Source organism: Undibacterium sp. GW821-FHT11B02, from assembly GCF_058808955.1.
This window is the reverse complement of the sequence record NZ_JBXASD010000002.1, coordinates 610,536-637,166: the sequence shown is the minus strand read 5'-3', so window position 1 is coordinate 637,166 and position 26,631 is coordinate 610,536. Positions and strand designations below refer to the sequence as shown.

Sequence of the window (26,631 nt, the reverse complement as noted above, 5' to 3'; positions counted from 1 at the left end):
GAGAAATAGCAAATAAGTAGCAAATTCTAAGAAAATACGTAAATAATTGTTTGTGTCGGCGTAGCTTGGTGCCTTTATTGAACACCTGCCACAATATGTCTCGACGTATTACTCAGCATCCACTCAGTAAGCAGGTTTTTGGGTGGAATCAAAAGTCCTCAGTCCTGCACCTATCAGTTCCGGCGTGATGTTTAAAGCCCATGCCGCTGCAACTGCCGCCAGTACACTGTCCAGTTGTGCGACCTTGGCGGGTTTCAGTGTGTTCAAAGACAGCAGCGCAGATTCATTTTCACCATCAGCCAGGACGATATGTTGATCACGCAAAAACACCACACGCTCACCCTGGGCGCGATGGTTGACGATGGCTTCCAGTTCGGGGTCCAGGCCGTAATAAATCACCTTGCCGTCGCACAGTTCTGCCAGGTCCACCACTGCGGGGTCGGCTGCATTCAATACTGCGACACCATCCGGCAAAATCACGTCAACCTGGGTGCGGATAATCTTGCGCATCTGGTCCGGGCTGTCGATATAGTGTGTTGCCAGTTCTGCATAACCGTCCATGTCGGTCACGACACCTACTGCGCATTTGTCATAAGCCAGACCTTCAGTGAGTATGGCTTTAGCATTGGTTTCAAACACGGCGGCTTGCACTGAGCGATTGATCAGCAAACGCTGGCCGGCTTCCCAGTTGGCGCAATTGCCATCGGTGACAAGGCGCTTGTTCAGGTACAAGCCTTGACCACAGGCGACACCGGTTTCTTTGCCGCTGATATGAATAAGGGCACCGATCAGACGGGCAATCAGACTGCAGCCCTTGGTACCAGCAACACCGACAATGCTGATGCGACCGCTTTCATCCGGTGCAAACAAATGATTGATGATAGCCTTGCCAACCGGACGGCCTTCACCATTCGCCGGTTTGATATGGGCCAACAGGCCGGGACTGGCATTGACTTCGATAATGGCCGCACCTTGTTCACGCATGGGGCGAGATATATCTTCAGCAACCAGATCAACACCGGCAATATCCAGGCCGATGATGCGGGCCGCCAGAGTCGCAGCATAGGCGACATCAGGATGTATTTGATCAGTGACATCCAGCGCGACGTTGCCGTTAGGCTGTATCAAGACTTTTTGTCCAGCCAGCGGGATGGAATTGGCATCCATGCCCTGACGTTTTAATTCCAGTATGATTTCTGCGCCCGCGGCTGGGTCAAGTGCATTCAGCGGACAATCTTCGGTAGTGCCACGGCGTGGGTCAGTGTTGATCTGGCTGTCGACCAGTTCAGTGATATTCGAGATGCCATCGCCAGTCACCCACAAGGATTCACCCTTGCCAACGGCGACCACCTGGTTGCCTACGACCAGCACGCGATGCTCGTCACCAGTCACAAAACGTTCAACGATGACGCTCTTGCTTTCGCCCTTGCGGGCAGCCAGTTCATAGGCGGCAATCACGTCTTCCTTGCTCATCAGATTCAATGAAACACCACGGCCATGGTTGCCGTCATAAGGTTTGATGACGACTGGCAGGCCGATATCCTGTGCTTCTTCCCAGGCTTCTTCAGCACTGCGCACGAGTGAACCTTCAGGTACAGGCACACCGCAGGATTGCAACAAGGTTTTGGTCAGGTCCTTGTCGCTGGCGATGCTTTCGGCAATCGCGCCGGTACGATCTGTTTCTGCCGTCCAGATACGGCGCTGGGCAGCACCATGCCCCAATTGCACCAGATTGCCGTCGGTCAGACGTATGGAAGGAATGCGGCGCTCGGTTGCTGCATCGACGATGCTGGCAGTACTCGGGCCCAGGCAACGGTCGTCGACCAGTTCACGCAATTCGCTCACTTTAGTTGGTACGTCAAACGGCTGGTCTTCTATCGCAGCCATTAGCAGATCGCGTCCTATTTCCAGCGCAGCACGGCCAACCTGTTCTTCACGGGTACGGAATGCCATTTTGTAGACACCCGTCATATTGGTCGAGCGGGTCTGGCCAAAACCGGTACGCATGCCTGCCAGGTTTTGTAATTCCAGCACCACGTGCTCAAGGATATGGCCCGACCAGGTGCCTTCACGCAGACGCTCAAGAAATCCGCCACGCTCACCGACACCGCAACGATGTTCTATGATGCCTGGCAACCAGGTTGTCAGGCGTTCATACAGGCCGGGGATCTTATTCGATGGAAATTCTTCCAGCGCACCAATATCCAGCACTGCTTCTATGACAGGGCGATAAGTCCAGATATTCGGGCCACGCAAGTGCGTTGCGCTAAGAATGCGGATGTCTTTCTTGTTTGTTGTCATGTATGTAAACTTTTATAAGTCTGGTTATACAGACCAGATCTTGTCATTTTTTGCAGGGCTTACGCAAAACCACCTTAACTGCGTTATAACGCCTGATTGAGGTAATTCTGTGTATGTCCAATTTTAGAACTTTTCTTCGTTTTTCCTGAATGAACTACTTTTCTCTGTAGAAGAAAGTTTTGTTAAAGTCATAATGACACGTTGTATATCGTATTGAAAGCGAATTGGAAAGGCACGCTTGCTGATATACTTGCGCGCCAGCGCAAAAGCAGTTCATCCTCTTGATCAGATTTATCTGATTATTTTTCTTTCGATAGAATACCGTAAATTGCTGCTTCCGTGACATGGCTTATGCTTGAAACGGAAACCAAGTTATCCCTTTTGTAAAAAAAACATGTCCTGATTTTGTTCAGGACCAGCTCTAGAGCCGGAGTTCGTTTCACAATGACCACAACACAATTCAATCCTGAGCAGCCTGTTCTTTCGCTACCTGCGAGCTGGCAAGCCGAATTGAGCAAGCACATCGCACAAGGCGAAAACGTCTTGACCACCCTTGAGGTTGACCTCGACAGTAAACTTCGCTTCCGTAAGGGGATAGTGGTCTTGACAGATCGCCGTCTGTTGACAAAAACACCTGACGCAAGCGACTGGCAGTTATGGGAATTTCGCCGGGGCTTGCAATTAAGCCATCATGACCATGCTGGTGTCGGCCATCTGGAATTGACAGATGAACAGGGCTTGCTGGGCAGTTGGCGTTTTACCCTGGGCCAGAACCTGCACGCAATACGTCTGCTGGACCAGTTCAGGGAGCAGTTGCAAAGTCATGTTACTGGCTTGCCGGTAGTCCGCGCAGAGCAAAATATCTGCCCTAGCTGTAAAGCCGTGCTGGAGCCGGATCAGGAAGAATGCCCGGTCTGCACCAAGGTTATCTATACACCGCCATCCACCTGGACCTTGTTGCGTCTATGGCGTTTCGCCCATCCATACCGCCTGCAACTGTTTATCGGCTTTACGCTGATGTTGCTGGGCACGGCGGCGCACATGATCCCACGTTACCTGACCAAGCCGCTAACGGATGAGGTGCTGATTCCTTATCAAAATGGTGCGCATGTTGATCCCAAACTGGTGGTGTTTTATATCGGTGGTTTGCTTGGTTCTGCAGTTGTTGCATGGCTGCTGAGCTGGGGCAAGACTTATATCCTGGCATTGGTGTCAGAGCGTATAGGTGCGGATTTGCGTACCGCTACCTATGAGCATCTGCTGAAATTGTCACTGGAATATTTTGGTGGTAAACGTACTGGTGACCTGATGTCGCGCATAGGTAGTGAAAGTGACCGCATCTGCGTTTACCTGTCGCTGCACTTGCTTGACTTTGCGACTGACGTACTGATGTTCATCATGACTGCTGGTTTTCTGTTGCAGATTAATACCAAACTGGCTCTGGTGACCTTGCTGCCGCTGCCATTTATTGCCTGGATGATCCATCTGGTGCGTGACAAATTGCGTACCGGCTTTGAAAAGATAGACAGGGTATGGGGCGAGGTGACCAATGTCCTGGCCGACACTATTCCGGGTATACGTGTGGTCAAGGCCTTTGCGCAGGAGAAACGTGAAGCAGGTCGTTTCCGTGAAGCCAACAAGCATAATCTGGCGGTCAACGACAAGCTTAACAAGGTCTGGTCGCTGTTTTCACCTACCGTGTCCTTCCTGACTGATCTTGGCATTCTGGTTGTCTGGGGTTTTGGTATCTGGCAGATTTCAAAAGGTGATATTACTGTCGGTTCTCTGGTGGCTGCCGTCGCTTTCATCAGCAATTTTTATGGCCGTATCGATTCCATGAGCCGCATCGTTTCTGTCACACAGAAATCAGCGTCGGCAGCCAAGCGTATTTTTGACATTCTTGATCATGTTTCAAGCGTGCCTGATCCGCAAAATCCGGTGAAGGTAAAAGAAGTCAAAGGCCAGATAGAATTGCGCGAAGTTGGATTCCGTTACGGTAACCGGGCGGTGAATCGTGGCATTAATCTGAACATCAAGCCGGGTGAAATGATCGGTCTGGTCGGACATAGTGGTTCTGGCAAAAGTACGCTGGTGAACCTGATTTGCCGTTTCTATGATGTATCTGAAGGTGCAATCTTATTGGATGGGGTGGATATACGCTCGTTTGCAGTATCTGACTACCGCAGCAATATCGGCCTGGTTTTGCAGGAACCTTTCCTGTTCTTCGGCACCATCGCTGAAAATATCGCCTACGGCAAACCAGACGCGACCCGCGATGACATCATTGCCGCAGCGCGTGCTGCCCATGCCCATGAATTCATACTGCGTTTGCCGCAGGGTTATGATTCCATGGTGGGTGAACGTGGTCAGGGCTTGTCGGGTGGTGAACGCCAGCGCATTTCCATCGCACGTGCCTTATTGATCGATCCGCGTATCTTGATCATGGATGAAGCCACGTCTTCCGTCGATTCGCAAACAGAAAAAGAAATCCAGAAAGCGCTGGACAACCTGGTGCAAGGCCGTACCACCATCGCCATTGCCCACCGTTTATCAACGCTGCACAAGGCAGATCGCCTGGTCGTGCTGGACCGTGGCCAGGTAGTGGAAGTGGGTAGTCATGATGAATTGATGGCGAAAGAAGGGGCTTACTACAATCTGTATCAGGCACAGGCCCGGAATGCCGCAGAAAACGTGGCAGAGCTGGCGGAGGATTGAACACATGAGCACCACAAAATTTGAACTCAGCCGCAATGCGTTTGGCAAACTCATCCTCACCAACGAAGCTGGAGATGTATTTGAAGGCGTCAGCCCGGTCAGGGCATTTCCTATTCAGTCACCATTGATCAGCATCTCCATGGTATTGACCGATGGCCGTGAAGTGGCATGGATAGATCAGCTTGACGATTTATCAGAAACAACCAGGCTATTGGTACTGGAAGAACTGGAAGGACGCGAATTCATGCCCGAAATCAGCCGCATAGACAGCGTCACCAGCTTTGCCTTGCCTTGTACCTGGAAAGTCAGTACTGACAGGGGCGAGACAGAATTTGTCCTGAAAGGGGATGAAGACATCCGCCGTATCGGCAGGGCTTCTTTACTGATTACCGATAATCACGGCATACAGTTTTTGATACGTGACATGTTTGAAATAGACCGGCATAGCCGAAGAATTCTGGACCGTTTCCTGTAAACCATCCTGAGGCGTTACAACTGATTCCTGCTCAAGGAATCAGTTCCTGTCTGCAAATTCATATCCATACAGGTTGGTGTCTCTCGTCTCACCATCCAGTACCACTACCGCTTCCAGCACAAAACCCAGGCCTTGCAGCAATTTGTTGGAACTGTTATTCGTGGGTGAGGTGATGGCTGCCAGCTTAGACAGTTGCAAATGGCTGCGTGCATAATCGACAGTTGCCCTGGCGGCTTCCCTGGCATACCCCTGTCCTAAAAACTGTGGCAGGAAGGCATAGCCGATGTCTATATTTTTCAAGGTTTCGCGTTTTACCAGGCCGCATATTCCCATGGGCTGGGCATCGTCCTTGCGTTCAACCATGTACAGGCTGAACCCATTTTTTGCCTGGCTGGTCAGTGGGCCATTGATGATGGATTCTCTTGCTGCCTCTATTGTGCGTATACCCTTGTCGTGGATATTCGCAATGAACGCAGGATCGTTGATCAGCGCCAGATAAAACGCAGCATCGTCAGTGGTGATGAGTCTTAAATTCAGTCGTTCAGTGCTGAGTATCTGCATTTTTATCTCTGAAAAATATGTAAACACACCCTGATATGAATTTGCAAAATCATTGTTATGTTTGTGGATATGCGATCGTCAGGAGTATAACAATGTCACACTGATTGACGTGAGCTTGAGACCAGCCTAACCAAGCGTCGCAATTACTGGTGCATGGTCCGACGGCTGTTCCCACTTGCGTGGCACACGGTCGATAACGCAGGAGGTGCACTGTTTTGCCAGCTCTGCTGATAACAGGATATGGTCTATGCGCACACCTTTATTCAGGCGGAAGCCTAACGCACGATAATCCCACCAGCTAAAAGATTTTTCTGCCTGTTCAAACTGGCGGAAGCTGTCGGTCAAGCCCAGAGCTATCAGGTTTTTGAGGGCGGTTCTTTCTTGTGGCGACACCAGGTTCATACCTTCCCAGGCAGCGGGGTCATGTACATCCCTGTCTTCGGGGGCGATATTGTAGTCTCCCAGCACGGCCAGTTTTGGGTGCCGTGTCATTTCGTCTTTGATCCAGTTTTCCAGCGATGCCAACCATTTCAACTTGTACTGGAATTTATCGGAATCCAGCGCCTGGCCATTTGGCACATAGGCGCAAATAATGCGCATGCCTTCTATGGTGGCGGCGATGATGCGTTGCTGTTCATCTTCAAATTGCGGATTGTTTTTCTGCACATCTGCAATCGGGTGTTTCGATAAAATCGCCACGCCGTTATAGGTTTTTTGTCCGGTAAAGGCAACCTGGTAACCAGCCGCTTCTATCTCAGTCTGTGGAAATTTGTCATCCGTCAATTTGGTTTCCTGTATGCACAGGACATCGACAGGATTGGTGTCCAGCCATTGCAAGACTTGCGGCAGCCTGACTTTCAGGGAGTTAACGTTCCAGGTTACAAGTTTCATGTTTTTATCAATAGTGTTGATGCGTTTTTATCTCGCATCCAGGATTAAAGTGGCTGTGCTGGCACAGCTTGTCTGAGCGTTATTATACGTTTTCTATTTAAACAAGAACTGTTGCGTTGCAGGTGCCGGAGTTGTCAGCTTGTTGTCTTGCTTTATTGTATTTTATTAACAAAACAGAAAGGCCTCTGCCTGGTATTTCCAGACAGAGGCCTTTCTGTTTATTTCTAAGCTATATTGCAGCCCTAAACGCCGTGTAGATCAGCCTGCGCGGTTGATCAGGAAAGTGGTCAGCAAAGGCACTGGGCGACCAGTGGAGCCTTTGGCTGCGCCAGATTTCCAGGCTGTACCAGCGATATCCAGATGGGCCCAGGTGTATTTCCTGGTGTAGCGTTCGAGGAAGCAAGCTGCGGTGATGCTGCCACCGGCCGGGCCACCAATATTCGCCATATCGGCAAAATTGGATTTCAGTTGCTCGTTATAGGCTTCTTCGATAGGCATGCGCCATGCGGTATCACCAGTTTGCTTGCCCGCTGCCAGCAATTCAGCAGCCAGTTTGTCATGCGCGTCGTCATGGCGGGTGAACAGACCGGAATTATGGTGGCCCAGGGAAGTCACACAAGCGCCAGTCAACGTAGCCACGTCAACCACGGCTGCCGGTTTGAAGCGTTCAGCATAAGTCAGGGCGTCACACAGGATCAGGCGGCCTTCGGCATCCGTATTCAGGATTTCGATGGTTTGGCCAGACATGGAAGTGACGATATCGCCAGGGCGGGTGGCGCTGCCGGATGGCATGTTTTCGCAAGTAGGGATGACGGCGATGACGTTCAGCTTCAGCTTCATTTCACCAATGGCGCGCATGGTGCCCAATACGGAGGCTGCACCACCCATATCGTATTTCATTTCATCCATGCCAGCACCGGCTTTCAGCGAAATACCGCCGGAGTCAAAGGTAATGCCTTTGCCAACCAGGACAACTGGCGCATCCTTGGCTTTGCCGCCATTGTGCTTGAGTACGATGAACTTCGGTGGTTCTACCGTGCCATTGGTCACAGACAGGAAACTACCCATTTTGAGGGCTTGTATCTGTTTGCGATCAAGCACTTCAACAATCATTTTGTACTCGGTCGCGATTTTCCTGGCGGTATTTGCCAGATGAGTAGGCGTGCAGATATTCGGTGGCAGATTACCCAGTTCCTTGGTCAAATCCATGCCATTGGCCAGGGCTTCACTTTGTGACAAGGCATGTTTGGCAGCAGTTGCTTCTGCAGCAGAGACTGCAAATGCGACTTTTTTGACACCGGCAGTAGAGGTGTCTTTCTTGCTTTTCAGTGCATCAGCCCGGAAAATACTTTCGCGGAAAGCCAGGACGGCACAACGAACAGACCAGCCCAGGTCACGATCCTTGACTGCTGGCAGGGCCAGAACGGCATCATTTGCACCCAGACCAGCCAGTGCGCGGGCGGCAGCTTGTACTGCCTGATTAAAGGCTTTATCGCTGACAGCGGCAGCTTCTTCACCCAAACCTACCAGCAAAATGCGTTCGGCGGCGACGTCGGCTACTTTACGCAACAACAGAGAAGTGCCTGGTTTTCCTGTAATATCACCAGATTTAAGGGCAGCGGCGATGTCGCCAGCCTTGTCCAGGCTTGCTGCAACAGTGGAAAGTTTCTTGTTTTCGAACACACCGACTACGATACAGCCGGTTTTAATTGCTTTATGGGCGGTCGAGGCACTTTTTGCGTCGATTGTTTTTATGCTAAAGTCCACGTATTACTCCTCTTTGTAAGTCTCGTAAAACAGACATTATAATCCTACTCATGATTTTTCAGCGCGCGCTTCGACGTGAATTAAACAGTGCCGCAGGCGCAGTCTTCACTACGTTATTCACCATCACGATCTCCGTGATGCTCATTAAAATCCTTGGACATGCGGCAGGAGGTAAAGTTGCGTCGTCCGATGTGGTGGCCCTGATTGCCTTTACCGCCCTCATGAACATGCATATTTTGCTGTTGCTGACGGGCTTTATTTCCGTACTACTGGTGGTCACCCGTAGCTATCAGGATTCTGAAATGGTGGTCTGGTTTGCTTCGGGCCTGAGCCTGACGCAGTGGATCGCGCCGGTGGTACGGTTTGGGGCTCCCCTTATCATTCTGACCGGCTTGCTGAGTTTTATCGTCACCCCCTGGGCTAACCAGCAAAGTGTGGAATTCCGGGAACGCTTTGAAAAACGCTCGGATATCGCCAAGGTGGCGCCCGGCAAGTTTCAGGAATCAGCCTCGTCAGACCGGATTTTCTTTGTCGAAGAAGTGGCTGGTGACCTCAGCAAAGTCCAGAACATCTTCATCAATACCTATAAGGATGGCCGTTCCAGCATCGTCGTTGCCAAGGAAGGCATGATAGAAATCGACAAGCTGGGCGACAAATTTCTGGTCATGAGCCAGGGGCGCCGTTATGACGGTGCACCAACTGCCCCTGATTTTCAGATGATGCAGTTTGAAAAATATGGTGTACTGGTATCCAGCCAGAATGCTGCGGTGGCCAGCGACAAGTCGGCCAAATCCATGCCGCTGATGGCTTTGCTGGAAAATCTTGACAGTACCAGAATGGGGGAATTGTTGTGGCGTATTTCCCTGCCAGTCATGTGTGCGGTATTGCTGCTGCTGGCTATTCCCCTCGGTTATGTCAATCCCCGCGTTGGCCGCTCGGCCAACCTGATCGTGGCATTGCTGCTGGTAGTGATTTACCTGGCTGTTACGAACATTTTGCAGGCGTTGGTGGTGCAGGAACGCAGCACTTTTGCCATGGCCTGGTGGCCGCACCATTTGGCGCTCACCATACTGGTCATTGGTTTGTTCTTATGGCGTTTGAAAGTGAATAGCCGCTGGCATCCGCTAGTGTTGTGGTCCCGCTGCAAATCGAGCTTCCGCGGCAAAGAAAAGTGTCCAGCATGAAAATTTTACAAAGATATTTTGGCGTGGAAATTTTACGCGCCGTGTTATTCGTCATGCTGGCATTGCTGGCCCTGTTCTCGTTTTTTGACTTGGTGACGGAATTGCAATCTTCTGTCAACAAAGGGGGGTACCAGCTCAAGCATGCGGTGTTGTATGTCTTGTTGGGTTGGCCAGGCTATATCTATGAATTCATGCCGATTGCAGTCTTGATCGGTACCATTTACGTGCTGGCGCAATTTGCTTCCAATTCCGAATTCACCATCATGCGCGCATCCAGCATGTCCACCATGATGGCTGGCAGCATACTGCTGAAGATAGGTATGCTGTTTGTGTTGCTGACTTTCTTGTTTGGCGAAGTGATTTCCCCGGTATCAAGCAAATTTGCGGAGAAAATCAAACTCAATGCCATCGGTGAAGCGTTGGCGCAGGAATTTCGTACCGGCTTGTGGACCAAGGATCTGGTACGGGAAAATGGACTGACCGGTGAAGTAATCGGTTCATTGTTCCTGAACGTTAAAGAGATACTGCCAAACCGGCATTTGAAGGGTGTCCGGATATTTGAATTTGACAAAAACTTCCACCTGTCCCGTGAAGTGACCGCGACAGATGCTGAATACCTGGAGAAGAATACCTGGCGCTTGTTTGACGTAACCGAGACATCTTTCCCCAAAACCCTGACCAGTGAAGACATCGCTGCGGTGAAAAGCCAGAAGCTGGATAGCCGCGATATCGTGTCAGAAGTCACGCCGGACATTTTATCCGTCCTGTTTGCTGACCCTGACCGCATGTCTGCCACTGATCTTGCTGCATTTACCAAACATCTGGCAGACAATAAACAAGATGGCGAACGCTATGAAATCGCCTTCTGGAAAAAGATTACCTACCCGTTTGCGGTACTGGTGATGATGGCGCTGGCTTTACCATTTGCCTATCTGCATGTCAGAAGTGGCGGTGTCAGTCTGAAGATATTCAGCGGTATCATGATAGGTATGGTGTTTTACCTTATCAATGCATTGTTTTCACATGTGGGCCTGCTTAATACCTGGCCGGCACCGGTGACGGCGCTGGTACCCAGTGTGTTGTTTCTGGTGATTGCCGCTATGGGTTTGCGTTACGTGGAAAGAAATTAATGGCAATGAAATCGGCAATGATACTGTTCGCCCACGGTGCACGTGACCCCAGATGGGCGCAACCTTTCCAGCGCTTGCAAAAAATGACGCAGGATAGTTTGCCCGACACGACAGTAGCACTGGCTTTTCTTGAATTCATGCAGCCATCACTGCCTGAGCTAGTTACCAGCCTGGTGACAGAAGGATGCCAGCAAATCACACTGGTACCGATATTTCTGGGACAGGGGGGCCATGTGCTGCGTGATTTGCCTATATTGGTGGACGAACTGCGTGCCAGTCATCCGGCACTCGAATTCAAACTCGTCAATGCAGCCGGGGAAGATGAAAGTGTTTTGTCTGCTATCCGCGATTATTGTTTGGGCGCTTTGTAATTCCCCGTTTTTCATGCTGTAAGCAGATATGATTTGTAGCAATTTTCTGCCACAAATATTTTGACCTCAGGGGCTATATAAATATGGCATTGCTGAAATCGGTACTGACATTCCTGTTATTTACATTATTGAATCTGACAACTCCTGACAGTCATGCCGCTCAGGTATTGGCTGTAGGGACAGAGTTTGCCAATGTATTCGAACGTAATGCCAGCGGTGAATTTACCGGTCTGGGTGTGGATATTTTGCGTGCACTGGCGAAGCAGAATGGTGACGACATCAGGTTTGAAATCTATCCTTGGGCCAGGGCGCAATGGATGGTTGAAAATGAACAGGCGCAAATACTTGTGGGTCCATACAAGACTGCCGAAAGAGAAGGTAAATTTATCTTCGCAAAAAGGGCCTTTTATCGTGACCTGATGGTCCTCTACATACGCAAAACTATGGAAGTGCGGTGGGATGGCAATTACACCGCTATTCCTGGTCACAGGCTGGTTGTCATCAATGGCTGGGTATATGGTCCGCAATTCGAAAGTCAGCGTGCCAGCATCAAGCCCGTGCTTGCCAACACGCTCACCAATGGCTTGAACATGCTGGCAGCAAAGAGGGTGGATTTTCTGGCAGCGAATGTACGCAATGCTGAAGCCACCATGAAGGCCATGGGCATCAACAATGAGCTACAGATGCTGGAACCCTATATGGACACACAGGACGGTTATCTGGCATATTGCAAAAATACGTCCTGTGAACAACTGCACAATCGTTATGATGAATTGTATGAGCAGTTAAGGGCAGGTGGCGCTTTGCAATCGATGGCGCGCAAGCTGGGTGTCAGATTGCCACCTTGAAATAAGTGGATAGTCTCTCAGGAGGATGCACGTGAGCGCATTGCTTCACCCATCATCACCAATACAGGTCCGGTACTGCCGGGCAAGCCTTTGGCCAGTTCATCCAGGCTCATGGACAGACTGCGTTCATCCGGACGGCTGCAGTTTTCGATTATGATCACAGGCAGATTGCCAGGGAAATTGGCTGCCAGCATACGCTGGGCAGTCATCATGGCTTCCTTACCCCCCATATACTGCACCAGAGTGTCGCATTCAGGTATGCGCGTGTCGGTACTTTCGCCAGGCGCCGTACTCGACGTGAACAGAGCCACGCTACGGGCGATACCTCGTTTGGTCAGTGGCTGACGTACACTGGCTGCAGCGGCTAGCGCAGTGGTAATGCCAGGGACTATTTCATAGGCAATTCCAGCTGTTTCCAGCGCCGTCAGTTCTTCGTCTGCGCGGCCGAACAGCATGGGGTCACCCCCTTTGAGGCGCACCACCAGCTGATATTGTGCGGCTGATTCCAGCATTTGCTGATTGATATGTTCTTGCGCAGCAGAGCGTTGCCCGCTACGTTTGCCTACCGGTATTTTGACAGCCTGCGGGCACAGATCCAGCATTTCAGGCGTGACTAATGCATCGTACAGCACCACATCTGCTGCTGCCAGCAAACGGGCACCTCGTACGGTAATCAGATCTGCGGCACCTGGGCCGGCGCCGATCAGATAGACCTTGCCTGTGGTTGCGGTCACTACTGAATTCACCAGTTTAACCAAGACGTATCATGCCTGCGGCAACCGTTTGATGAGTCACTTCATCGATGAGGATAAAGGCACCAGTGGAACGCAGATCCCGGTAATCATCTGCAGCCAACGCCTGGGCGACATTCAGCGTCACAGTCGCAATATCATTCAGTTTGAGGCTGTCTGCCGGGCGGCGTTCCTGGGTATTGATATCCAGCAGGGTATCGATGGCAGTGACCCTGGCGGCGATTTGCCGGGTCGTGTGTTTCAACCAGTATTTGCGGCGGATATCCAGCGCATCTTCTGACAGCCAGCACAAATCGGCATTCACGGTTTTCAACAGGGTTGCCGGACGATCTACACCCACCAGCATGTCACCGCGTGAAATGTCCACATATTCGTCCAGCAAGATGGTGACTGATTGACCAACCACCGCAGTATCAAGTGAAATGTCCAGCGTCAGGATATCTTTAACTGTGGCAACCTGACCACCAGGTTGCACCAGCAATTTGTCACCTTTGCTGACCTTGCCAGCTTCAATACGGCCCATATAACCACGGAAATCATTCGCTTCATGACCATTGTGGCGCGCCACCAGTTGCACTGGGAAGCGGAAAGGTTCGTCGTGGCAGGCGTCGTATACGCTTAAGGATTCCAGCAATTCAATCAGGGTTGGTCCCTTGTACCAGGCCAGCTTGTCACTGGCAGTCACCACATTGTCACCTGCCAGGGCAGACAATGGGATGGGGCGTATGTCTCTCAGACCCAGTTGCGTAGCGAATTCCTGATAGGCAGCGATGATGCGGTCATACACGACCTGATCATAGTCGATCAGATCCATCTTGTTGACGGCAACAATCACGTGTTCTATCTGCAGCAGATGGGCAATGGTGGAATGGCGTTTGGTTTGTGTCAGCAAATCCACACTGCCATCATCATTCAGTTTGACCTTGGAAACGTCGATCAGGATGATCACCGCATCTGCAGTTGAAGCACCAGTCACCATATTGCGCGTGTATTGTTCATGGCCAGGTGTATCGGCGATGATGAACTTGCGTTTTGGTGTGGCGAAATAGCGATAGGCCACGTCGATAGTGATACCTTGCTCGCGTTCAGCTTCCAGTCCATCTGTCAGCAGGGACAGGTCTATCGTGTCACCCACAGTGCGTTTATGTTTGGCGCGCGAAATGGCGTCGAGCTGATCTGCAAAAATACCCTTGCTGTCAAACAGCAGGCGACCGATCAAAGTGCTTTTGCCATCATCCACTGAACCAGCCGTGATGAAGCGCAAGAGGCCACGTTCTCTACCAACGGCGGCAGTCAATTGTTCTACGGCGTTCATTAGAAATATCCTTCTTTTTTACGTTTTTCCATTGATGCTTCGGATGTCTGGTCATCCATGCGGGTAGCGCCACGTTCGGTAATCTGGGTAATCGCTGTTTCGGCAATGATGGCTTCCACAGTTGCCGCATCAGATGATACCGGGCAGGTGCAAGAGATATCGCCGACAGTGCGGAAGCGTACGATCTGGGTTTCTACCGTTTCACCGGCGCGTGGTGGCGTCAGGTCAGTCAGCGGCACCAGCAATCCATTACGGGGGATGACCTGGCGTTCATGGGCAAAATAAATTTGTGGCAGTTCCAGCTTTTCGCGGGCGATGTATTGCCAGACGTCCAGTTCGGTCCAGTTCGAGATTGGGAACACGCGCATGTTTTCACCAGCATGAACGCGGGTGTTATACAGATCCCACAATTCTGGGCGTTGTGCTTTTGGATTCCATTGACCGAATTCATCACGGAAAGAAAATATCCTTTCCTTGGCGCGGGCTTTTTCTTCATCGCGGCGGGCACCGCCTATGCAGGCATCAAATTTATGTTCAGCAATGGTTTCCAGCAAGGTCACGGCTTGTGCAGCATTGCGTGAGTCGGTTGCAGGGTTGCGCAGGCGTACTGTGCCGCGACGTATGGATTCTTCAACCGAACCAACGATCAGGCGTTCACCCAGTTCAGCCACGCGTTTGTCACGGAAGGCGATCACTTCAGGGAAGTTATGGCCAGTGTCGATATGCACCAGCGGGAAGGGAAATTTACCCGGGCGGAAAGCCTTTTCTGCCAGACGCAACAAGACGATGGAGTCTTTGCCGCCGGAAAACAGCAGCGCAGGGTTACTACATTCGGCCGCGACTTCGCGCATGATATGGATGGCTTCCGATTCCAGCCAATCCAGGTGGCGATTGCTCGCAGCATCAATAAAATGGTTTTCCACGACAGTATTCATGATTTTTCTTCTTCAGACAGCTTGTTTAATTCGGATCAGTTTGCCATCGACTACATGCAGCCCGCATTCTTTTGAGTCCGGGTTTTCCCACCACCAGCGACCTGCTCTGACATCTTCACCTGGCTGTATGGCGCGGGTGCAGGGCTCACAACCTATTGATGGATAACCTTTGTCATGCAGAGGATTGTAAGGCACATTGTTGCTTCTAAGATAGTGCCAAACGTCTTCTTCTGACCAATCCGCCAAAGGATTGAACTTTTGCAGGCCATGTGTTGCGTCGTCTTCTTGCACAGCCAATTCGGTACGGGTAGCAGACTGGGCACGGCGCTGTCCGGTAACCCATGCCTTGTTGCCTGCCAGGGCACGCTTCAATGGTTCTACCTTGCGTATGCGGCAGCATTCCTTACGCATTTCCACGCTATCGTAAAAGGCATTCAAACCATTTTGGCTGACATAATTTTCTACAGCGGCGGCATCAGGCTTGAACAGCTTGATTTCTGTACCATAGGTTTCCTTGACTTTATCGAGCATGCCCAAGGTTTCTGCATGCAGGCGTCCAGTTTCCAATGAGAAAATCGTGATGTTAAGCTTATTGCGTAAAATCAGGTCAGTCAATACCATATCTTCGGCTGCCAGGCTGGAGGCAAACACGGCTGGTGCGTATTCAGCGGCAATCTTGTTCAGCGTAGCCCGGGTCGCGGCAAGACGTTCCTGGAAATCATTCATACTTGTGCTCCACTGCGTTCCGCGCGGCGGAACAATGGGTTCTTTTCATCCCAGGATGTCTGATATTTTTCAGAAAAATCAGTCAAGCCTTTGATGGCATCATGGATGTTCTTGTCTTCACGTGTGGCAAAGGCATTAAAGCCTACGCGCTGCATGTAAAACAACTGGTCGCGCAAGACATCGCCTATGGCACGCAACTCGCCACTGAAACCCAGGCGTGAACGCAAATTGTAGGCGATGGAATAACCACGGCCATCAGAGAACTTAGGGAAATCCACAGCCAGCAGGCTGAATCTGCCAATATCCTCTTTCAAATCCTTGGCCTGCTCATCGCTGCTGAACCAGACTGCCAGGTCGGTACGTTGCAGCAGACTTTCGCGCTGCAATAACCAAACCTTCAACGGCACGATAATTTTGCCAGCGGGTACGCTGACAGCATCCGGTGTTTCATCTTCCGCAAGGCGCAATACTGTCCAGTCGTCGCTTACTATGGTTTTGTCTTTAATGATTTCTCGCATAATGCACTTTCTCAATGAACCCTAGTAATTCAGTAACTGACGACAGAACCGGCATCTTCGCCATGATGCTCTGTCGTTTTGATCGGTGTTGCGTAGACAAATTCCTTGAACGGCGCTATACCCAGGCGTTGTGCCGTATCGATGAAACGTTCATTTTCAATGCGGTCACGTATATAGACCTGAACGATGCGTTCTATCACTTCCGGCATTTGGCCAGCAGAAAAAGATGGACCTATGATCTTGCCTATGGCTGCACTATTACCTTGTGCACCACCGATGGATACTTGATAAAACTCGCTGCCGTCTTTGTCCACGCCAAGTATGCCAATATTGCCTACATGGTGATGGCCGCAAGCATTGATGCAACCAGACATATTCAATTCAAGATCACCTATGTCATGCAAATAATCAAGATCGGCAAAACGGTCGGTGATATCCAGTGCAATCGGGATCGATTTGGCATTCGCCAGTGAGCAGAAATCGCCACCCGGGCAGCAGATCATATCGGTCAGCAGGCCAACGTTGGGTGTTGCCAATCCCTGGGCTTTCGCTTCTTGCCACAAGGCGAACAGGGCAGATTGCTGTACGTCTGACAGCACAATATTTTGCTCATGCGTGACGCGCAGTTCTGAAAAACTATAACGGTCTGCCAGGTCAGCCATAAAATCCATTTGGCCAGCTGTCGCATCACCTGGGGGAACACCGGGTTTTTTCAAGGACAAAACCACGCTTGCGTAACCAGCGACCTTGTGCGGTTTGACATTGCGTTTGATCCAGTTGGCAAATGCCTTGTTGTCTGTCTTGTGCTGTTCATAGGCTGCGTCGCTTGCTGGCAAGCTCAGGTATGCAGGCGTACTGAAGTACGAGGCCACCCTTTGCAATTCTTCCTGCGTCAGCGTACCCGGACCATCTTTGATATCGGCCCATTCTTCTTCAACCTGTTTGGCAAATACATCTGCACCAATGGCTTTGACAAGAATTTTGATGCGTGCTTTATATTTATTGTCGCGTCGTCCGTGCTGATTATAAATACGCAGGATCGCTTCCAGATAGGTCATCACGTGCTGCCAGGGCAGAAATTCGCGAATCACACTACCCAATATAGGCGTGCGACCCATACCGCCGCCAACCATGACCTTGAAGCCGACTTCGCCAGCTTCGTTGTGTACCACGGTCAGACCAATATCATGTACCGCAATCGCAGCACGGTCTTCCAGTGCGCCATTGATGGCGATCTTGAACTTGCGCGGCAAGTACGCGAATTCAGGGTGGAAGGTAGTCCATTGACGCAAAATTTCGGCATAAGGACGTGGGTCTATCACTTCGTCAGCCGCAACGCCAGCAAATTCGTCCGAGGTGATATTGCGCATGCAATTACCGGAAGTCTGGATGGCATGCATTTCTACACTCGCCAATTCTTCCAGAATCTTGGGTGAATCTTCCAGGTTGATCCAGTTGTACTGGATATTTTGGCGGGTAGTAAAGTGACCATAGCCACGGTCGTATTCGCGGGCAATATGGGCAAATTTGCGCATCTGATTCGACGACAGCATGCCGTAAGGTACGGCAACGCGCAGCATGTAGGCATGCCGCTGATTGTACAAACCGTTTTGCAAACGCAAGGGCAGAAATTCTTCTTCTGTCAATTCATTAGAAAGGCGACGTGCTACTTGATCGCGGTATTGTACGATACGTTCTTTAATGATTTGGTGATCGTGCTGGTCGTAACGATACATCTTTAATTACCCATAAAATGCGCGTGTAAGTACGCGATAACAAATACAGTTAGAAGACAAGTTTGGCGGCAACCAGAGTCAAAGTGGTTGCCAGCAAGCCACGTAAAAATTTTTCAGGTACGGCACGTGCTGCCATGGAACCCAGGGTGATACCAGGCAGGGAGCCAATCAGCAAACTACCCAGCAAGACCCAGTCTATTGAACCCAGCCACCAGTGTCCAAAAGCGGCAATGGCGGTCAATGGTACGGCATAGGCGATATCAGTACCAGCAATGTGGGCAGCAGACATCCGGGGATACAGCATAACCAGCAAGGTAGCACCGATGGCACCGGCACCAATGGACGAAATGGTCACCAGCGTTCCCAACAAAGCGCCAGCGGCGATAGTTGCAGCAGCCAAATTTCTGCCATGCAATTGTTTTTCAGGATGCTTGTTTAGCCAGGTCAGCATCTTGCTTTTGAACAGCAATGCAACCACGGTCAATAACACTGATACAGCGATGGAATAACGTATGAGTTGACCAATTTCTTTGTCCAGCGCGCCAAAATGTTTGAGAAACAAGGTGGCAATGACAGCAGCAGGCAAGGCGCCAATGCATAACAAGCGCACCACAGTCCATTCAACTGTGCCGCGCAGGCGATGGGTGAAGGTACCAGTGGCTTTGGTGATCGAAGCGAAGGCGAGGTCGGTTCCTACCGCGACTGTTGGTGAGACACCAAACAGCAGGGTAAGCAAGGGAGTCATGAGCGAGCCACCACCTACGCCGGTCAAGCCGACCAGGGTGCCAACAGCAAATCCCGAAAATATATAGGTTAAAGTCATATCGCCTCGCGCAAAGTAGGTGCATCGTAATGAATCCAGGCTATATTCCAAACTACTTACTATTCATTTGCTTATATACGTATTTGACATATACAAAATCGCTAGCCTGATATTGTCTTTAGTGTAATTCATGAACTGCAAACAAATTATTTAAAAGATAATTTAAACAGGAAAGCCTGAGTTTTTGACATGTTTTTTGCCTGAATGACATTGGAAACCAGCATTCGTGAGTGTTAATCGTTTGCTGGTGCAAGAAGGCTTTAGAACCTGTTCACGATCTTACTGCGCGGGCGTGATCGGAGCTCATGCGCTGCTCAAAATGCTCATGTACTAGAGTACATTCCGCTTTTTGCGCTGCGCTTAGTTACCCTTACCCCGCTGACGTCCGCTCGCTACAGATCGTGAACAGGTTCTTAGGCCTTCAAATATTAGCTTAGCTGTTGCCGCATGGAAATGCCAGCTATTTACGACAACATTTTTAACAATTCTGCGTACTGATGTTTTTTGAAAAACAAACGCATGGCTTGTGCCTATTGTGACGGGAAATTCGATTGATAAATGTCACTCAAAATGGGGTTGTTTCCTGTGCAATCAGTCAGGATTTAAAATTTTACGTATAATCAACATGCCGAATAACTCGGTAGGTTGTACGTCTTCAGGGCGGGGTGTAATTCCCCACCGGCGGTAAAATCACAGTGCAACTGTGAACAAGCCCGCGAGCGCTTGCATCAAAGGCAGGTTCAGGAAATAGCTGAACCTGTTTGCAAGGTCAGCAGATCTGGTGTGATTCCAGGGCCGACGGTCATAGTCCGGATGAGAGAAGATGCGCCTCATACAAAATGCCTATGGTCAGGACCATGGGCGTTTGTGTCTGGCTATTCGTTTTTTTACTCCCTGAAACGTCTTTTGCACATTTACTTTTGCCGGAGCGTTTCATTATGTTGAATACCATTATTACCCATCCTTCTTCCAGTTCAGCCGAACCGGAAATGCTTTCCCTCAGTCCATTCGAACAACGCCTGCCCAGAGCGCTGGAAGACCTGCGTAACGGTCGCCCGGTGTTGCTCATGGATGATTTTGACCGCGAAAACGAAGCAGATCTTATCGTCGCTGCCGAAAAAATAACGCTTGAATCCATGGCCAGACTGATACGTGATTGCAGTGGCATTGTTTGTTTGTGCCTGACTGACGACAAGTTACAACAACTCGATTTACCTCCCATGGTCAGCAACAACGAAAGCCGTTATGGCACGGCCTTTACCGTTTCTATAGAAGCCAGACAGGGCGTAACCACGGGCGTTTCTGCCGCTGACCGTGTCACCACCATACTGACTGCCATTGCCCCAAATGCCAGGCCAGAACATCTGGCCCGCCCTGGTCACGTGTTTCCCTTACGGGCTGCACCCGGTGGCGTTCTCAGCCGGCGGGGTCATACTGAAGGTTCAGTCGATCTGGCACAAATGGCAGGCTTGTTACCAGCAGCAGTCTTATGTGAATTGATGAATGCTGACGGCAGCATGGCTAAGGGTGAACAAATCATCGAATATGCAGTCACCCATGATATGGTAGTCCTGACGATCGATGAGTTGGCGCGCTACCGTGCTCAAACCAGAGTGTAAAATCGGGACATATAAGTCGTAGTTAATATCAGAGGTGACGGTCATGAATTTACTCAGGAATCTGCTATTGCTGGCAATTTTGTCGACCATCACACTCGCGTATGCTGAGCCAGCCGCCTGGTATAAATGGCGCAGTAAACTGAATACCCATGTAGTCTGTTCCCAAACCTCACCAGGCGAGGGCTGGGAACAACTGACTACCGCTTACCGCGATGCCCGCTGCGAAAAGCCAAAGAAAGATTGACGGCGTTTCCTGTAAATCTACTTGCACGCGCCTGCTTCTTTGCATAAAGTTAATTCGTCGGCAAATGGCATGCTTATATCTTTACCATAAGCAAGAAATGACGCCAGTTTTTCGTTCAACTCCACGATTCGCTTCTTCATAAGCCAAGGATAATCAGTTTCTCAGACCGCACACAAAACGATTTTAAAAATTGTTTGTTGCTGGCGAAAAATTGACTGTCCTGTAGCACTTACCAGATGGCAGCCACACCATGAAACCAGGAAACGAAGGAGTTACCATGTTGAACGAACGTGAGGCAGAGAGCTGCTACCTCGGTCAGTTTATTCCCTTGCAATACCATCACAACATGTTGATGGATTTAAACCGTATGGATAACTTCAAGGCGGCAATACGACGCCAGGTTTTTGAAGGTGCCAAGGTGCTGGAGCTGGGTGGCGGCACTGGTGTGCTGTCCTGGTTTGCTGCACAGGCTGCTTCCAAGGTTTATTGTGTCGAGTTCAATCCGGACATGGTGGATGAGGCAAGACGTTTGCTGGCCATGAACCGGTATGGTGAAAAGGTTGAAGTTATCCATGCCGATGCATTTGAATACCTGCCTCCAGAGCCTGTCGATGTTGTCATCTGCGAGATGATACACGTTGCGATGTTGCGCGAAAAACAGGTTGAATGCATCGAAAACTTTAAGAAACGTTATATGGCCAAGTTTGGTGGTCCGCTGCCTATATTCATCCCTGAAGCGGTGGTCATGGCAGTACAGCCCTTGCAGCAGACCTATGATTTCTCTGGTTACCAGGCACCTATTATCCAGTTCCAGCAAGCTGGTGTTTTTTCAGCTGATACCGTGGAACTGGCGCAGCCAGCCTTGTACAGCATTATCGACTTCAATCAAGACAATGAATTACAAATTCGCTGGGAAGGCAATTTCACCATAGAACGTGCAGGTACAGTCAGTGCGCTGCGTTTTGTCACCAAAAACATCCTGGCGGTGTTAATGGAAACCTCATCCACCATAGACTGGCTCAATAACTATATGGCTTTGCCGGTGGCACTGCCAGTGGCAGTGAAAGAGGGCGATATTCTGCAAGTCAGCTTTCAGTATCGTGCTGGTGGCTCTATCGCATCCTTGCAGAATTCCATGCGTGTGGAAGTCAAATCCACCGCATCGACACGTGCCAGTCATTTGTCGCTGGCATATGGCTAAGTAGTTTTGGAAATCTAAAAGAGCCTGCATTTGCTCATTTTTGTTCATTCAAATGCGGGCTCTTTTTCTTTGATGATACAGGTTCATTCAGAAGAAATATCTTCATTGTCTCCGGTATCTGCCAGTGCCTGTTGTATCAGCTCGTCATCAGTAATCGGTGGTAAGTCATTGAGTTCTTCTGGCGTCGGTTGATCTGCTAATTCCAGTGCGTGGTCACCAAGAAATGCCAAGTCCGCCTGTACTGTTTTTGGGGCATCATGCGAACGGACCTGTACTACCAAGCCGCCGTCATTCGACAGGTCTTCCACACTTTCATCGAGATTATATTCATTGCTGTCTCCTTCGCATGCCAGGGCTTGCTTTAGCAAATCATCGTCTGATATGGGCGGAAGCTCAGTCAAATCCTGATCCGTTATGTTCTCACTATGTGGACGGGGAAAGGCAGGCAGAGTGGTACTTGTCGCCGGATCTGACAAAACATTTGAAATATTGGTTTGGCCTTGCTTATTTAAATTATCTAAATTTTTTAGATAAGCAGCAAAATCGCCGTTTTCTGGAGCTTTGTTATTCATCATCTGTAGAGTCGTTCAGTGGTCGACAAAGGCATTGCTTGCTAGAGCAGAGGTTCAAGGTTGGGGCTCCTCCGTAATAAATGAAATTCATCAGCAAGCTTGTACCAGGACACCAGATTTTTGCAATATAACAAGCCAGGCTTGCAAAAAATAACATGTAAATAAACCCAGTGATTTTACATTGCCAATATACTATTTGTATATTGGTGAAACTATTTCCTTCACGTATGGTCTGAAATCCTTGTTGTTGCCTTATTTTCTGCTTCTTACCTGGAGTCAAACAATGCATTTGCGTTTTGCTTTTCCATCTGCCCCAAAATTACTGATTACCCATCTTGTTGCCGCTCTCATGGTATCCGGGGTGGCTCAGGCAAAGCCTGCCACAGTCAAGGCGGCACCGCTTAAATCAAAACAGACGGTGCCGGATTTGATCAAGGCTTCCAGCCCTACAGACTGGCGTCCTTTGAATCCGGACAATACTCTGTACATGGAACTGGAAAAGGGCCGTGTCGTGATCGAGCTGGCACCCGATTTTGCACCCAATCATGCGAAAAACATCAAGGCACTGGTACGTGAGGGCTATTTCGATGGCCTGGCCATCGTGCGCTCACAAGAAAATTATGTTGCGCAATGGGCAGACCCGGATGAAAAACGGGAGGTGAAAACAGCCAGGCGTCAGCTGGAAGGCGAATTTACTGTCAAATATCCATCCAGCATGCCCTTCACCCGTTTGCCTGATGTTGATGGTTTTGCCCCGCAAGTCGGGCATGCGAATGGCTTTCCGGCTGGGCGTGATCCCAAGGCAGGCACAGCATGGCTGGCACACTGTTATGCCACCGTAGGTGTCGCACGTGGTACAGAATCGAATAGTGGTGATGGCACCTCGCTATACGTCGTCACTGGCCATGCACCAAGACAACTGGACAGAAATATTACCGTGGTCGGTCGTGTCATGCAGGGCATGGAATTGTTGACGACGCTGCCGCGTGGTAAAGGCAATCTTGGTTTTTATGAAAAAGCCGAAGAGCGCACGCCTATCAAATCCATCAAGATTGCGGCTGATGTACCCGAAGCAGAACGCAGCAAGCTGGAAATTATACGTACCGATACAGCGACATTCAAATCCATCGTCGAAGCACAAAGAAACCGTGGCGGTGATTGGTACAAGGTACCGGCGGGCTATATTGATCTGTGCAATGTACCTGTGCCGGTACGCGCACAAAAATAAGCTGTTTGCGGTGAGCCTGGTCGGTTAAAGAGGCAAACGAAAATGCAGGCCCAGAAAAATTTCTGGCCTGCATTTTTACTTTGCCGCGATGATGTTGGTCAGGCGTTTTGGTCTGGCGTGTCTGCCTGTTTTGCTTTGGCAGACAGGGTAGTGACATCAACCCCGTTTCTCATCGCTTCCAGTCCAGATGGATCGGCATTAAACCAAAGCCAGCCGGTATCGGTTGCACCCTTGTTGAGACTCCATTGCTTGAATTCGCCAGTGATATACACACTGACAACCCCCATGGCAAGAACGGCAACGATGATGATGACAGAGAAATACGCCATCTTGAACAACGAAGCGCCAGGAAAGGCGCTGTATGCAAATGTCATCAACAATCCCATAATGGCCAGGATGCAGACGGCAAGTTTGATGATCGTAATACGCAATTGGGACATCTCGGTTCTCCGGTAAAAGGATCAATAGGCGTTTGTTGCAATTGCAACTTCATTCTACGCTAAATTCATCGAATTCGCCGGGCATTAGACAACAGGGGGCGCTACCTGCTGCCCGGCGGATAGCCATTTACCTCTACATTATTTATTGCCCGGGATTATGAAGCTCTGCATGAATCTCGTTGATTCCCGCTATCAGCTCATCATTGAGACTGACTTCCAGTGCATCAATGTTTTCCTTCAATTGCACCAGATTTGTCGCACCGATGATAGTGCTGGCGACGAACCAGCGCGAATAGCACCAGGCCAGCGCCAACTGACTGGGTGTCAAGCCGTTGGCACGTGCCAGTTCTGCATAGCGCTTGCTGGCAGCAAAGACGCTGGCACGCAGGTAGCGCGGGCTCCAGCTAGGTGGGAACAACGTCAGGCGGCCAGATGCCTGGGCATTGTCTATGTATTTGGCGCTGAGTTGACCAAAGGCCAGTGGGCTATAGGCTAGCAGCCCAACTTTTTCGCGGTAACAGGTTTCATCCAGACCCTGTTCAAAAGCACGGTTCACCAGGTTGTAGGCATTTTGTATGCTGGCGATACGTGGTGCACCCTGCAGGTCGGCTTGTTTGACAAATTCGCTGACACCCCAGGCACTCTCATTTGACACACCAAAAGCGCGGATCTTGCCTTCCTTGACCAGTGCATTCAAGGCGGCCACAGTATCTGCAATGGCGGTGCAAGGGCGTTCCAGTTCTGGGTTAAACTGCTTTTGACCAAAGATGGGAACATTGCGGCTGGGCCAGTGCAATTGATACAGATCGATATAGTCAGTCTGCAAGCGTTGCAAGCTGGTTTCTACTGCAGCACGCAGGTTTTTTTCATTCAGATCCGTCTCGCCATTGCGCATCCAGTTCATGCCACGCGAAGGGCCGGCAGCCTTGGTCGCCAGTACGACATCGCTGCGCTTGCCGGATTTTTTCAGCCAGCTGCCTATATATTGTTCCGTCCTGCCCTGGGTTTCGGCGCGTGGCATGACAGGATACATTTCTGCGGTATCGATAAAATTGATACCGCGTTCCAGCGCATAATCCAGCTGCTCATGCGCCTGCGCTTCGGTATTCTGTTCACCAAAGGTCATTGTGCCCAGGCAGATTGTGCTTACATTTAATTGGCTGTCGCCCAAAAATACTTTTTTCATGTTTGCTTTCATCTGAACTTATTTGCTTGGTCTATTTGCTTGGTCTATTTGCTTAGTCGTATCGCGTCGGCACATTCTCTGACCAATGCCGGGCCCTGGTAAATCAGGCCAGAATACAATTGAACCAGTGCGGCACCTGCCTGCATTTTCGTCACCGCATCGGCACCGGAGAAAATCCCGCCTACACCTATGATGGGCAATTCATTTCCCAGTTCTGCCTTCAAGGCACGTATGACACGATTGGATGCCTCAAACACTGGCTTGCCCGACAGGCCGCCTGCTTCTTCAGCATGGGGCAAGCCTTGTACCGCGTCGCGGGTAATCGTGGTGTTGGTGGCAATGACACCATCCAGCTTGTGCCGCAACAAGGCTTCGGCAATGGTCTTGATTTGTTCCGCATCGATATCCGGTGCAATTTTAAGCGCAACTGGCACATAGCGCTTGTGCTCGTCCGCCAGACGTAGTTGGGCTTCCTTTAATTGCGACAGCAAGGCATCGAGTTCACTGGCCCCCTGCAACTGACGCAGGTTCTTGGTGTTGGGCGAAGAGATGTTTACTGTCACATAACTGGCATAAGGATAGACCCTGGACAGACAATGCAGATAGTCGTCGGCTGCGCGTTCTATTGGGGTGTCGGCATTCTTGCCTATGTTCAGCCCCAGTACACCTTGCTTGTCCTGATAAAAGCGTGATGCCTGTACGTTGCTGACAAAGGCATCCACACCTCCATTATTGAAGCCCATACGGTTGATGATAGCTTCTGCCTGTGGCAGGCGAAACATGCGCGGCTTGGGGTTGCCAGCTTGTGCACGTGGCGTAACGGTGCCGATTTCAATCGAGCCAAAACCCAGAGCGGCCAGACCATCAATGTAGGCACCATCCTTGTCCAGGCCAGCGGCCAGACCAACCGGATTGGGAAAACGCACACCCATGACTGTGTGCACATCGTCGGTGGGTTTGCTGCCCAGCATGCCGCCCAGGCCCAGTTTGCTGGCGCGTTGTAGGGCGGGTAAGGTCAGGTGATGAGCGTTTTCCGGGTCCATTGCAAACAGGGCAGGGCGGACCAGGGAATAAAGAAGTTTCGCGGGCATGA

General features: G+C 50.3%; 25 protein-coding genes and 1 riboswitch. Of the genes, 10 read left to right on the top strand and 15 right to left on the bottom strand.

Going from position 1 to position 26,631, the window contains the following annotated elements; translation table 11 throughout:
- Nucleotides 1–123 precede the first annotated feature (123 nt).
- The gene (locus AC1RVX_RS06145; RefSeq protein WP_493215682.1) at nt 124–2,301 is read right to left on the bottom strand and encodes a cyanophycin synthetase; all 2,178 of its coding nucleotides are present in this window, start codon (nt 2,299–2,301) and stop codon (nt 124–126) included.
- Nucleotides 2,302–2,745: 444 nt separating this feature from the next.
- Between AC1RVX_RS06145 and AC1RVX_RS06140 the strand changes: the two genes are divergently transcribed.
- Together AC1RVX_RS06140 and AC1RVX_RS06135 are read left to right on the top strand one after the other, a co-directional pair.
- Nucleotides 2,746–5,016 carry a cyanophycin metabolism-associated ABC transporter gene (locus tag AC1RVX_RS06140; RefSeq protein WP_493215681.1) on the top strand — a complete coding sequence of 757 codons (2,271 nt, stop codon included), beginning with the start codon at nt 2,746–2,748 and terminating at the stop codon, nt 5,014–5,016.
- 4 nt (nt 5,017–5,020) lie between these two features.
- Nucleotides 5,021–5,491, top strand: a complete 471-nt coding sequence (locus tag AC1RVX_RS06135; RefSeq protein WP_493215680.1) for a cyanophycin metabolism-associated DUF1854 family protein — start codon at nt 5,021–5,023, stop codon at nt 5,489–5,491.
- A gap of 39 nt (nt 5,492–5,530) precedes the next feature.
- Here the strand turns inward: AC1RVX_RS06135 and AC1RVX_RS06130 are convergent, their stop codons facing one another.
- The 3 genes from AC1RVX_RS06130 to AC1RVX_RS06120 all read right to left on the bottom strand — a co-directional run bounded on the left by AC1RVX_RS06130 (nt 5,531) and on the right by AC1RVX_RS06120 (nt 8,710).
- Nucleotides 5,531–6,052: a GNAT family N-acetyltransferase gene (locus AC1RVX_RS06130; RefSeq protein ID WP_493215679.1), complete on the bottom strand. Its 522-nt coding sequence runs from the start codon at nt 6,050–6,052 to the stop codon at nt 5,531–5,533.
- A 126-nt stretch (nt 6,053–6,178) separates the two neighbouring features.
- Nucleotides 6,179–6,943 carry an exodeoxyribonuclease III gene (gene xth / locus AC1RVX_RS06125; RefSeq protein ID WP_493215678.1) on the bottom strand — a complete coding sequence of 255 codons (765 nt, stop codon included), beginning with the start codon at nt 6,941–6,943 and terminating at the stop codon, nt 6,179–6,181.
- Between the two features lie 258 nt (nt 6,944–7,201).
- Nucleotides 7,202–8,710 (bottom strand): leucyl aminopeptidase, encoded by a 1,509-nt coding sequence (locus AC1RVX_RS06120; RefSeq protein ID WP_493215677.1) that lies wholly within the window; start codon nt 8,708–8,710, stop codon nt 7,202–7,204.
- Between the two features lie 50 nt (nt 8,711–8,760).
- Here AC1RVX_RS06120 and lptF point away from each other — a divergent pair, with 50 nt between their 5' ends.
- From lptF to AC1RVX_RS06100, 4 genes are all read left to right on the top strand, one after another.
- Nucleotides 8,761–9,894, top strand: coding sequence for an LPS export ABC transporter permease LptF (gene lptF, locus AC1RVX_RS06115; RefSeq protein ID WP_493215676.1), 1,134 nt, complete (start codon nt 8,761–8,763; stop codon nt 9,892–9,894).
- Nucleotides 9,891–11,024: an LPS export ABC transporter permease LptG gene (gene lptG, locus AC1RVX_RS06110; RefSeq protein ID WP_493215675.1), complete on the top strand. Its 1,134-nt coding sequence runs from the start codon at nt 9,891–9,893 to the stop codon at nt 11,022–11,024. Before lptF ends, lptG begins: the two co-directional genes overlap by 4 nt.
- The gene (locus AC1RVX_RS06105) at nt 11,024–11,395 is read left to right on the top strand and encodes a sirohydrochlorin chelatase (protein WP_493215674.1); all 372 of its coding nucleotides are present in this window, start codon (nt 11,024–11,026) and stop codon (nt 11,393–11,395) included. Before lptG ends, AC1RVX_RS06105 begins: the two co-directional genes overlap by 1 nt.
- Nucleotides 11,396–11,478: 83 nt before the next feature.
- Nucleotides 11,479–12,243, top strand: a complete 765-nt coding sequence (locus tag AC1RVX_RS06100; RefSeq protein ID WP_493215673.1) for a substrate-binding periplasmic protein — start codon at nt 11,479–11,481, stop codon at nt 12,241–12,243.
- A 17-nt stretch (nt 12,244–12,260) separates the two neighbouring features.
- On the opposite strand, the gene cobA is transcribed toward AC1RVX_RS06100, so the two are convergent.
- Genes cobA through AC1RVX_RS06065 form a run of 7 tightly spaced genes read right to left on the bottom strand, consistent with a single transcriptional unit; the run spans nt 12,261 to nt 19,048 of the window.
- A complete protein-coding gene (gene cobA / locus AC1RVX_RS06095; RefSeq protein WP_493215672.1) occupies nt 12,261–12,977 on the bottom strand; it encodes a uroporphyrinogen-III C-methyltransferase in 717 nt (238 codons plus the stop codon).
- A gap of 16 nt (nt 12,978–12,993) precedes the next feature.
- On the bottom strand, nt 12,994–14,310 hold the full coding sequence (locus AC1RVX_RS06090; protein ID WP_493215671.1) for a sulfate adenylyltransferase subunit 1: 1,317 nt from the start codon (nt 14,308–14,310) through the stop codon (nt 12,994–12,996).
- Nucleotides 14,310–15,245, bottom strand: a complete 936-nt coding sequence (cysD, locus tag AC1RVX_RS06085) for a sulfate adenylyltransferase subunit CysD (protein WP_186949290.1) — start codon at nt 15,243–15,245, stop codon at nt 14,310–14,312. The genes AC1RVX_RS06090 and cysD overlap by 1 nt, the downstream gene beginning before the upstream one ends.
- Before the next feature lie 12 nt (nt 15,246–15,257).
- Nucleotides 15,258–15,971 (bottom strand): phosphoadenylyl-sulfate reductase, encoded by a 714-nt coding sequence (locus AC1RVX_RS06080; protein WP_493215670.1) that lies wholly within the window; start codon nt 15,969–15,971, stop codon nt 15,258–15,260.
- Complete coding sequence (locus AC1RVX_RS06075; protein WP_493215669.1) at nt 15,968–16,489, bottom strand: DUF934 domain-containing protein; 522 nt, start codon at nt 16,487–16,489, stop codon at nt 15,968–15,970. The genes AC1RVX_RS06080 and AC1RVX_RS06075 overlap by 4 nt, the downstream gene beginning before the upstream one ends.
- 29 nt (nt 16,490–16,518) lie before the next feature.
- Nucleotides 16,519–18,225: a nitrite/sulfite reductase gene (locus tag AC1RVX_RS06070; RefSeq protein WP_493215668.1), complete on the bottom strand. Its 1,707-nt coding sequence runs from the start codon at nt 18,223–18,225 to the stop codon at nt 16,519–16,521.
- Between the two features lie 49 nt (nt 18,226–18,274).
- Nucleotides 18,275–19,048 (bottom strand): sulfite exporter TauE/SafE family protein, encoded by a 774-nt coding sequence (locus tag AC1RVX_RS06065; protein WP_493215667.1) that lies wholly within the window; start codon nt 19,046–19,048, stop codon nt 18,275–18,277.
- A 647-nt stretch (nt 19,049–19,695) separates the two neighbouring features.
- Nucleotides 19,696–19,877, top strand: a riboswitch (FMN riboswitch).
- A gap of 106 nt (nt 19,878–19,983) precedes the next feature.
- Here AC1RVX_RS06065 and ribB point away from each other — a divergent pair.
- From ribB to AC1RVX_RS06050, 3 genes are all read left to right on the top strand, one after another.
- Nucleotides 19,984–20,667: a 3,4-dihydroxy-2-butanone-4-phosphate synthase gene (gene ribB / locus AC1RVX_RS06060; RefSeq protein ID WP_493215706.1), complete on the top strand. Its 684-nt coding sequence runs from the start codon at nt 19,984–19,986 to the stop codon at nt 20,665–20,667.
- A 43-nt stretch (nt 20,668–20,710) separates the two neighbouring features.
- Nucleotides 20,711–20,911 (top strand): hypothetical protein, encoded by a 201-nt coding sequence (locus AC1RVX_RS06055; protein WP_493215666.1) that lies wholly within the window; start codon nt 20,711–20,713, stop codon nt 20,909–20,911.
- A gap of 277 nt (nt 20,912–21,188) precedes the next feature.
- The gene (locus AC1RVX_RS06050; RefSeq protein ID WP_493215665.1) at nt 21,189–22,112 is read left to right on the top strand and encodes a class I SAM-dependent methyltransferase; all 924 of its coding nucleotides are present in this window, start codon (nt 21,189–21,191) and stop codon (nt 22,110–22,112) included.
- Nucleotides 22,113–22,195: 83 nt separating this feature from the next.
- Here AC1RVX_RS06050 and AC1RVX_RS06045 read toward each other — a convergent pair whose 3' ends face one another.
- Nucleotides 22,196–22,687 (bottom strand): hypothetical protein, encoded by a 492-nt coding sequence (locus tag AC1RVX_RS06045; protein ID WP_493215664.1) that lies wholly within the window; start codon nt 22,685–22,687, stop codon nt 22,196–22,198.
- A gap of 280 nt (nt 22,688–22,967) precedes the next feature.
- On the opposite strand from AC1RVX_RS06045, the gene AC1RVX_RS06040 reads away from it, so the two are divergent.
- Nucleotides 22,968–23,912, top strand: a complete 945-nt coding sequence (locus AC1RVX_RS06040; protein WP_493215663.1) for a peptidylprolyl isomerase — start codon at nt 22,968–22,970, stop codon at nt 23,910–23,912.
- Between the two features lie 98 nt (nt 23,913–24,010).
- Here AC1RVX_RS06040 and AC1RVX_RS06035 read toward each other — a convergent pair whose 3' ends face one another.
- From AC1RVX_RS06035 to AC1RVX_RS06025, 3 genes are all read right to left on the bottom strand, one after another.
- On the bottom strand, nt 24,011–24,352 hold the full coding sequence (locus tag AC1RVX_RS06035) for a hypothetical protein (RefSeq protein WP_493215662.1): 342 nt from the start codon (nt 24,350–24,352) through the stop codon (nt 24,011–24,013).
- Nucleotides 24,353–24,494: 142 nt separating this feature from the next.
- Complete coding sequence (locus AC1RVX_RS06030; RefSeq protein ID WP_493215661.1) at nt 24,495–25,538, bottom strand: aldo/keto reductase; 1,044 nt, start codon at nt 25,536–25,538, stop codon at nt 24,495–24,497.
- Between the two features lie 44 nt (nt 25,539–25,582).
- Nucleotides 25,583–26,629: a quinone-dependent dihydroorotate dehydrogenase gene (locus tag AC1RVX_RS06025; protein ID WP_493215660.1), complete on the bottom strand. Its 1,047-nt coding sequence runs from the start codon at nt 26,627–26,629 to the stop codon at nt 25,583–25,585.
- Between the last annotated feature and the right edge of the window lie 2 nt (nt 26,630–26,631).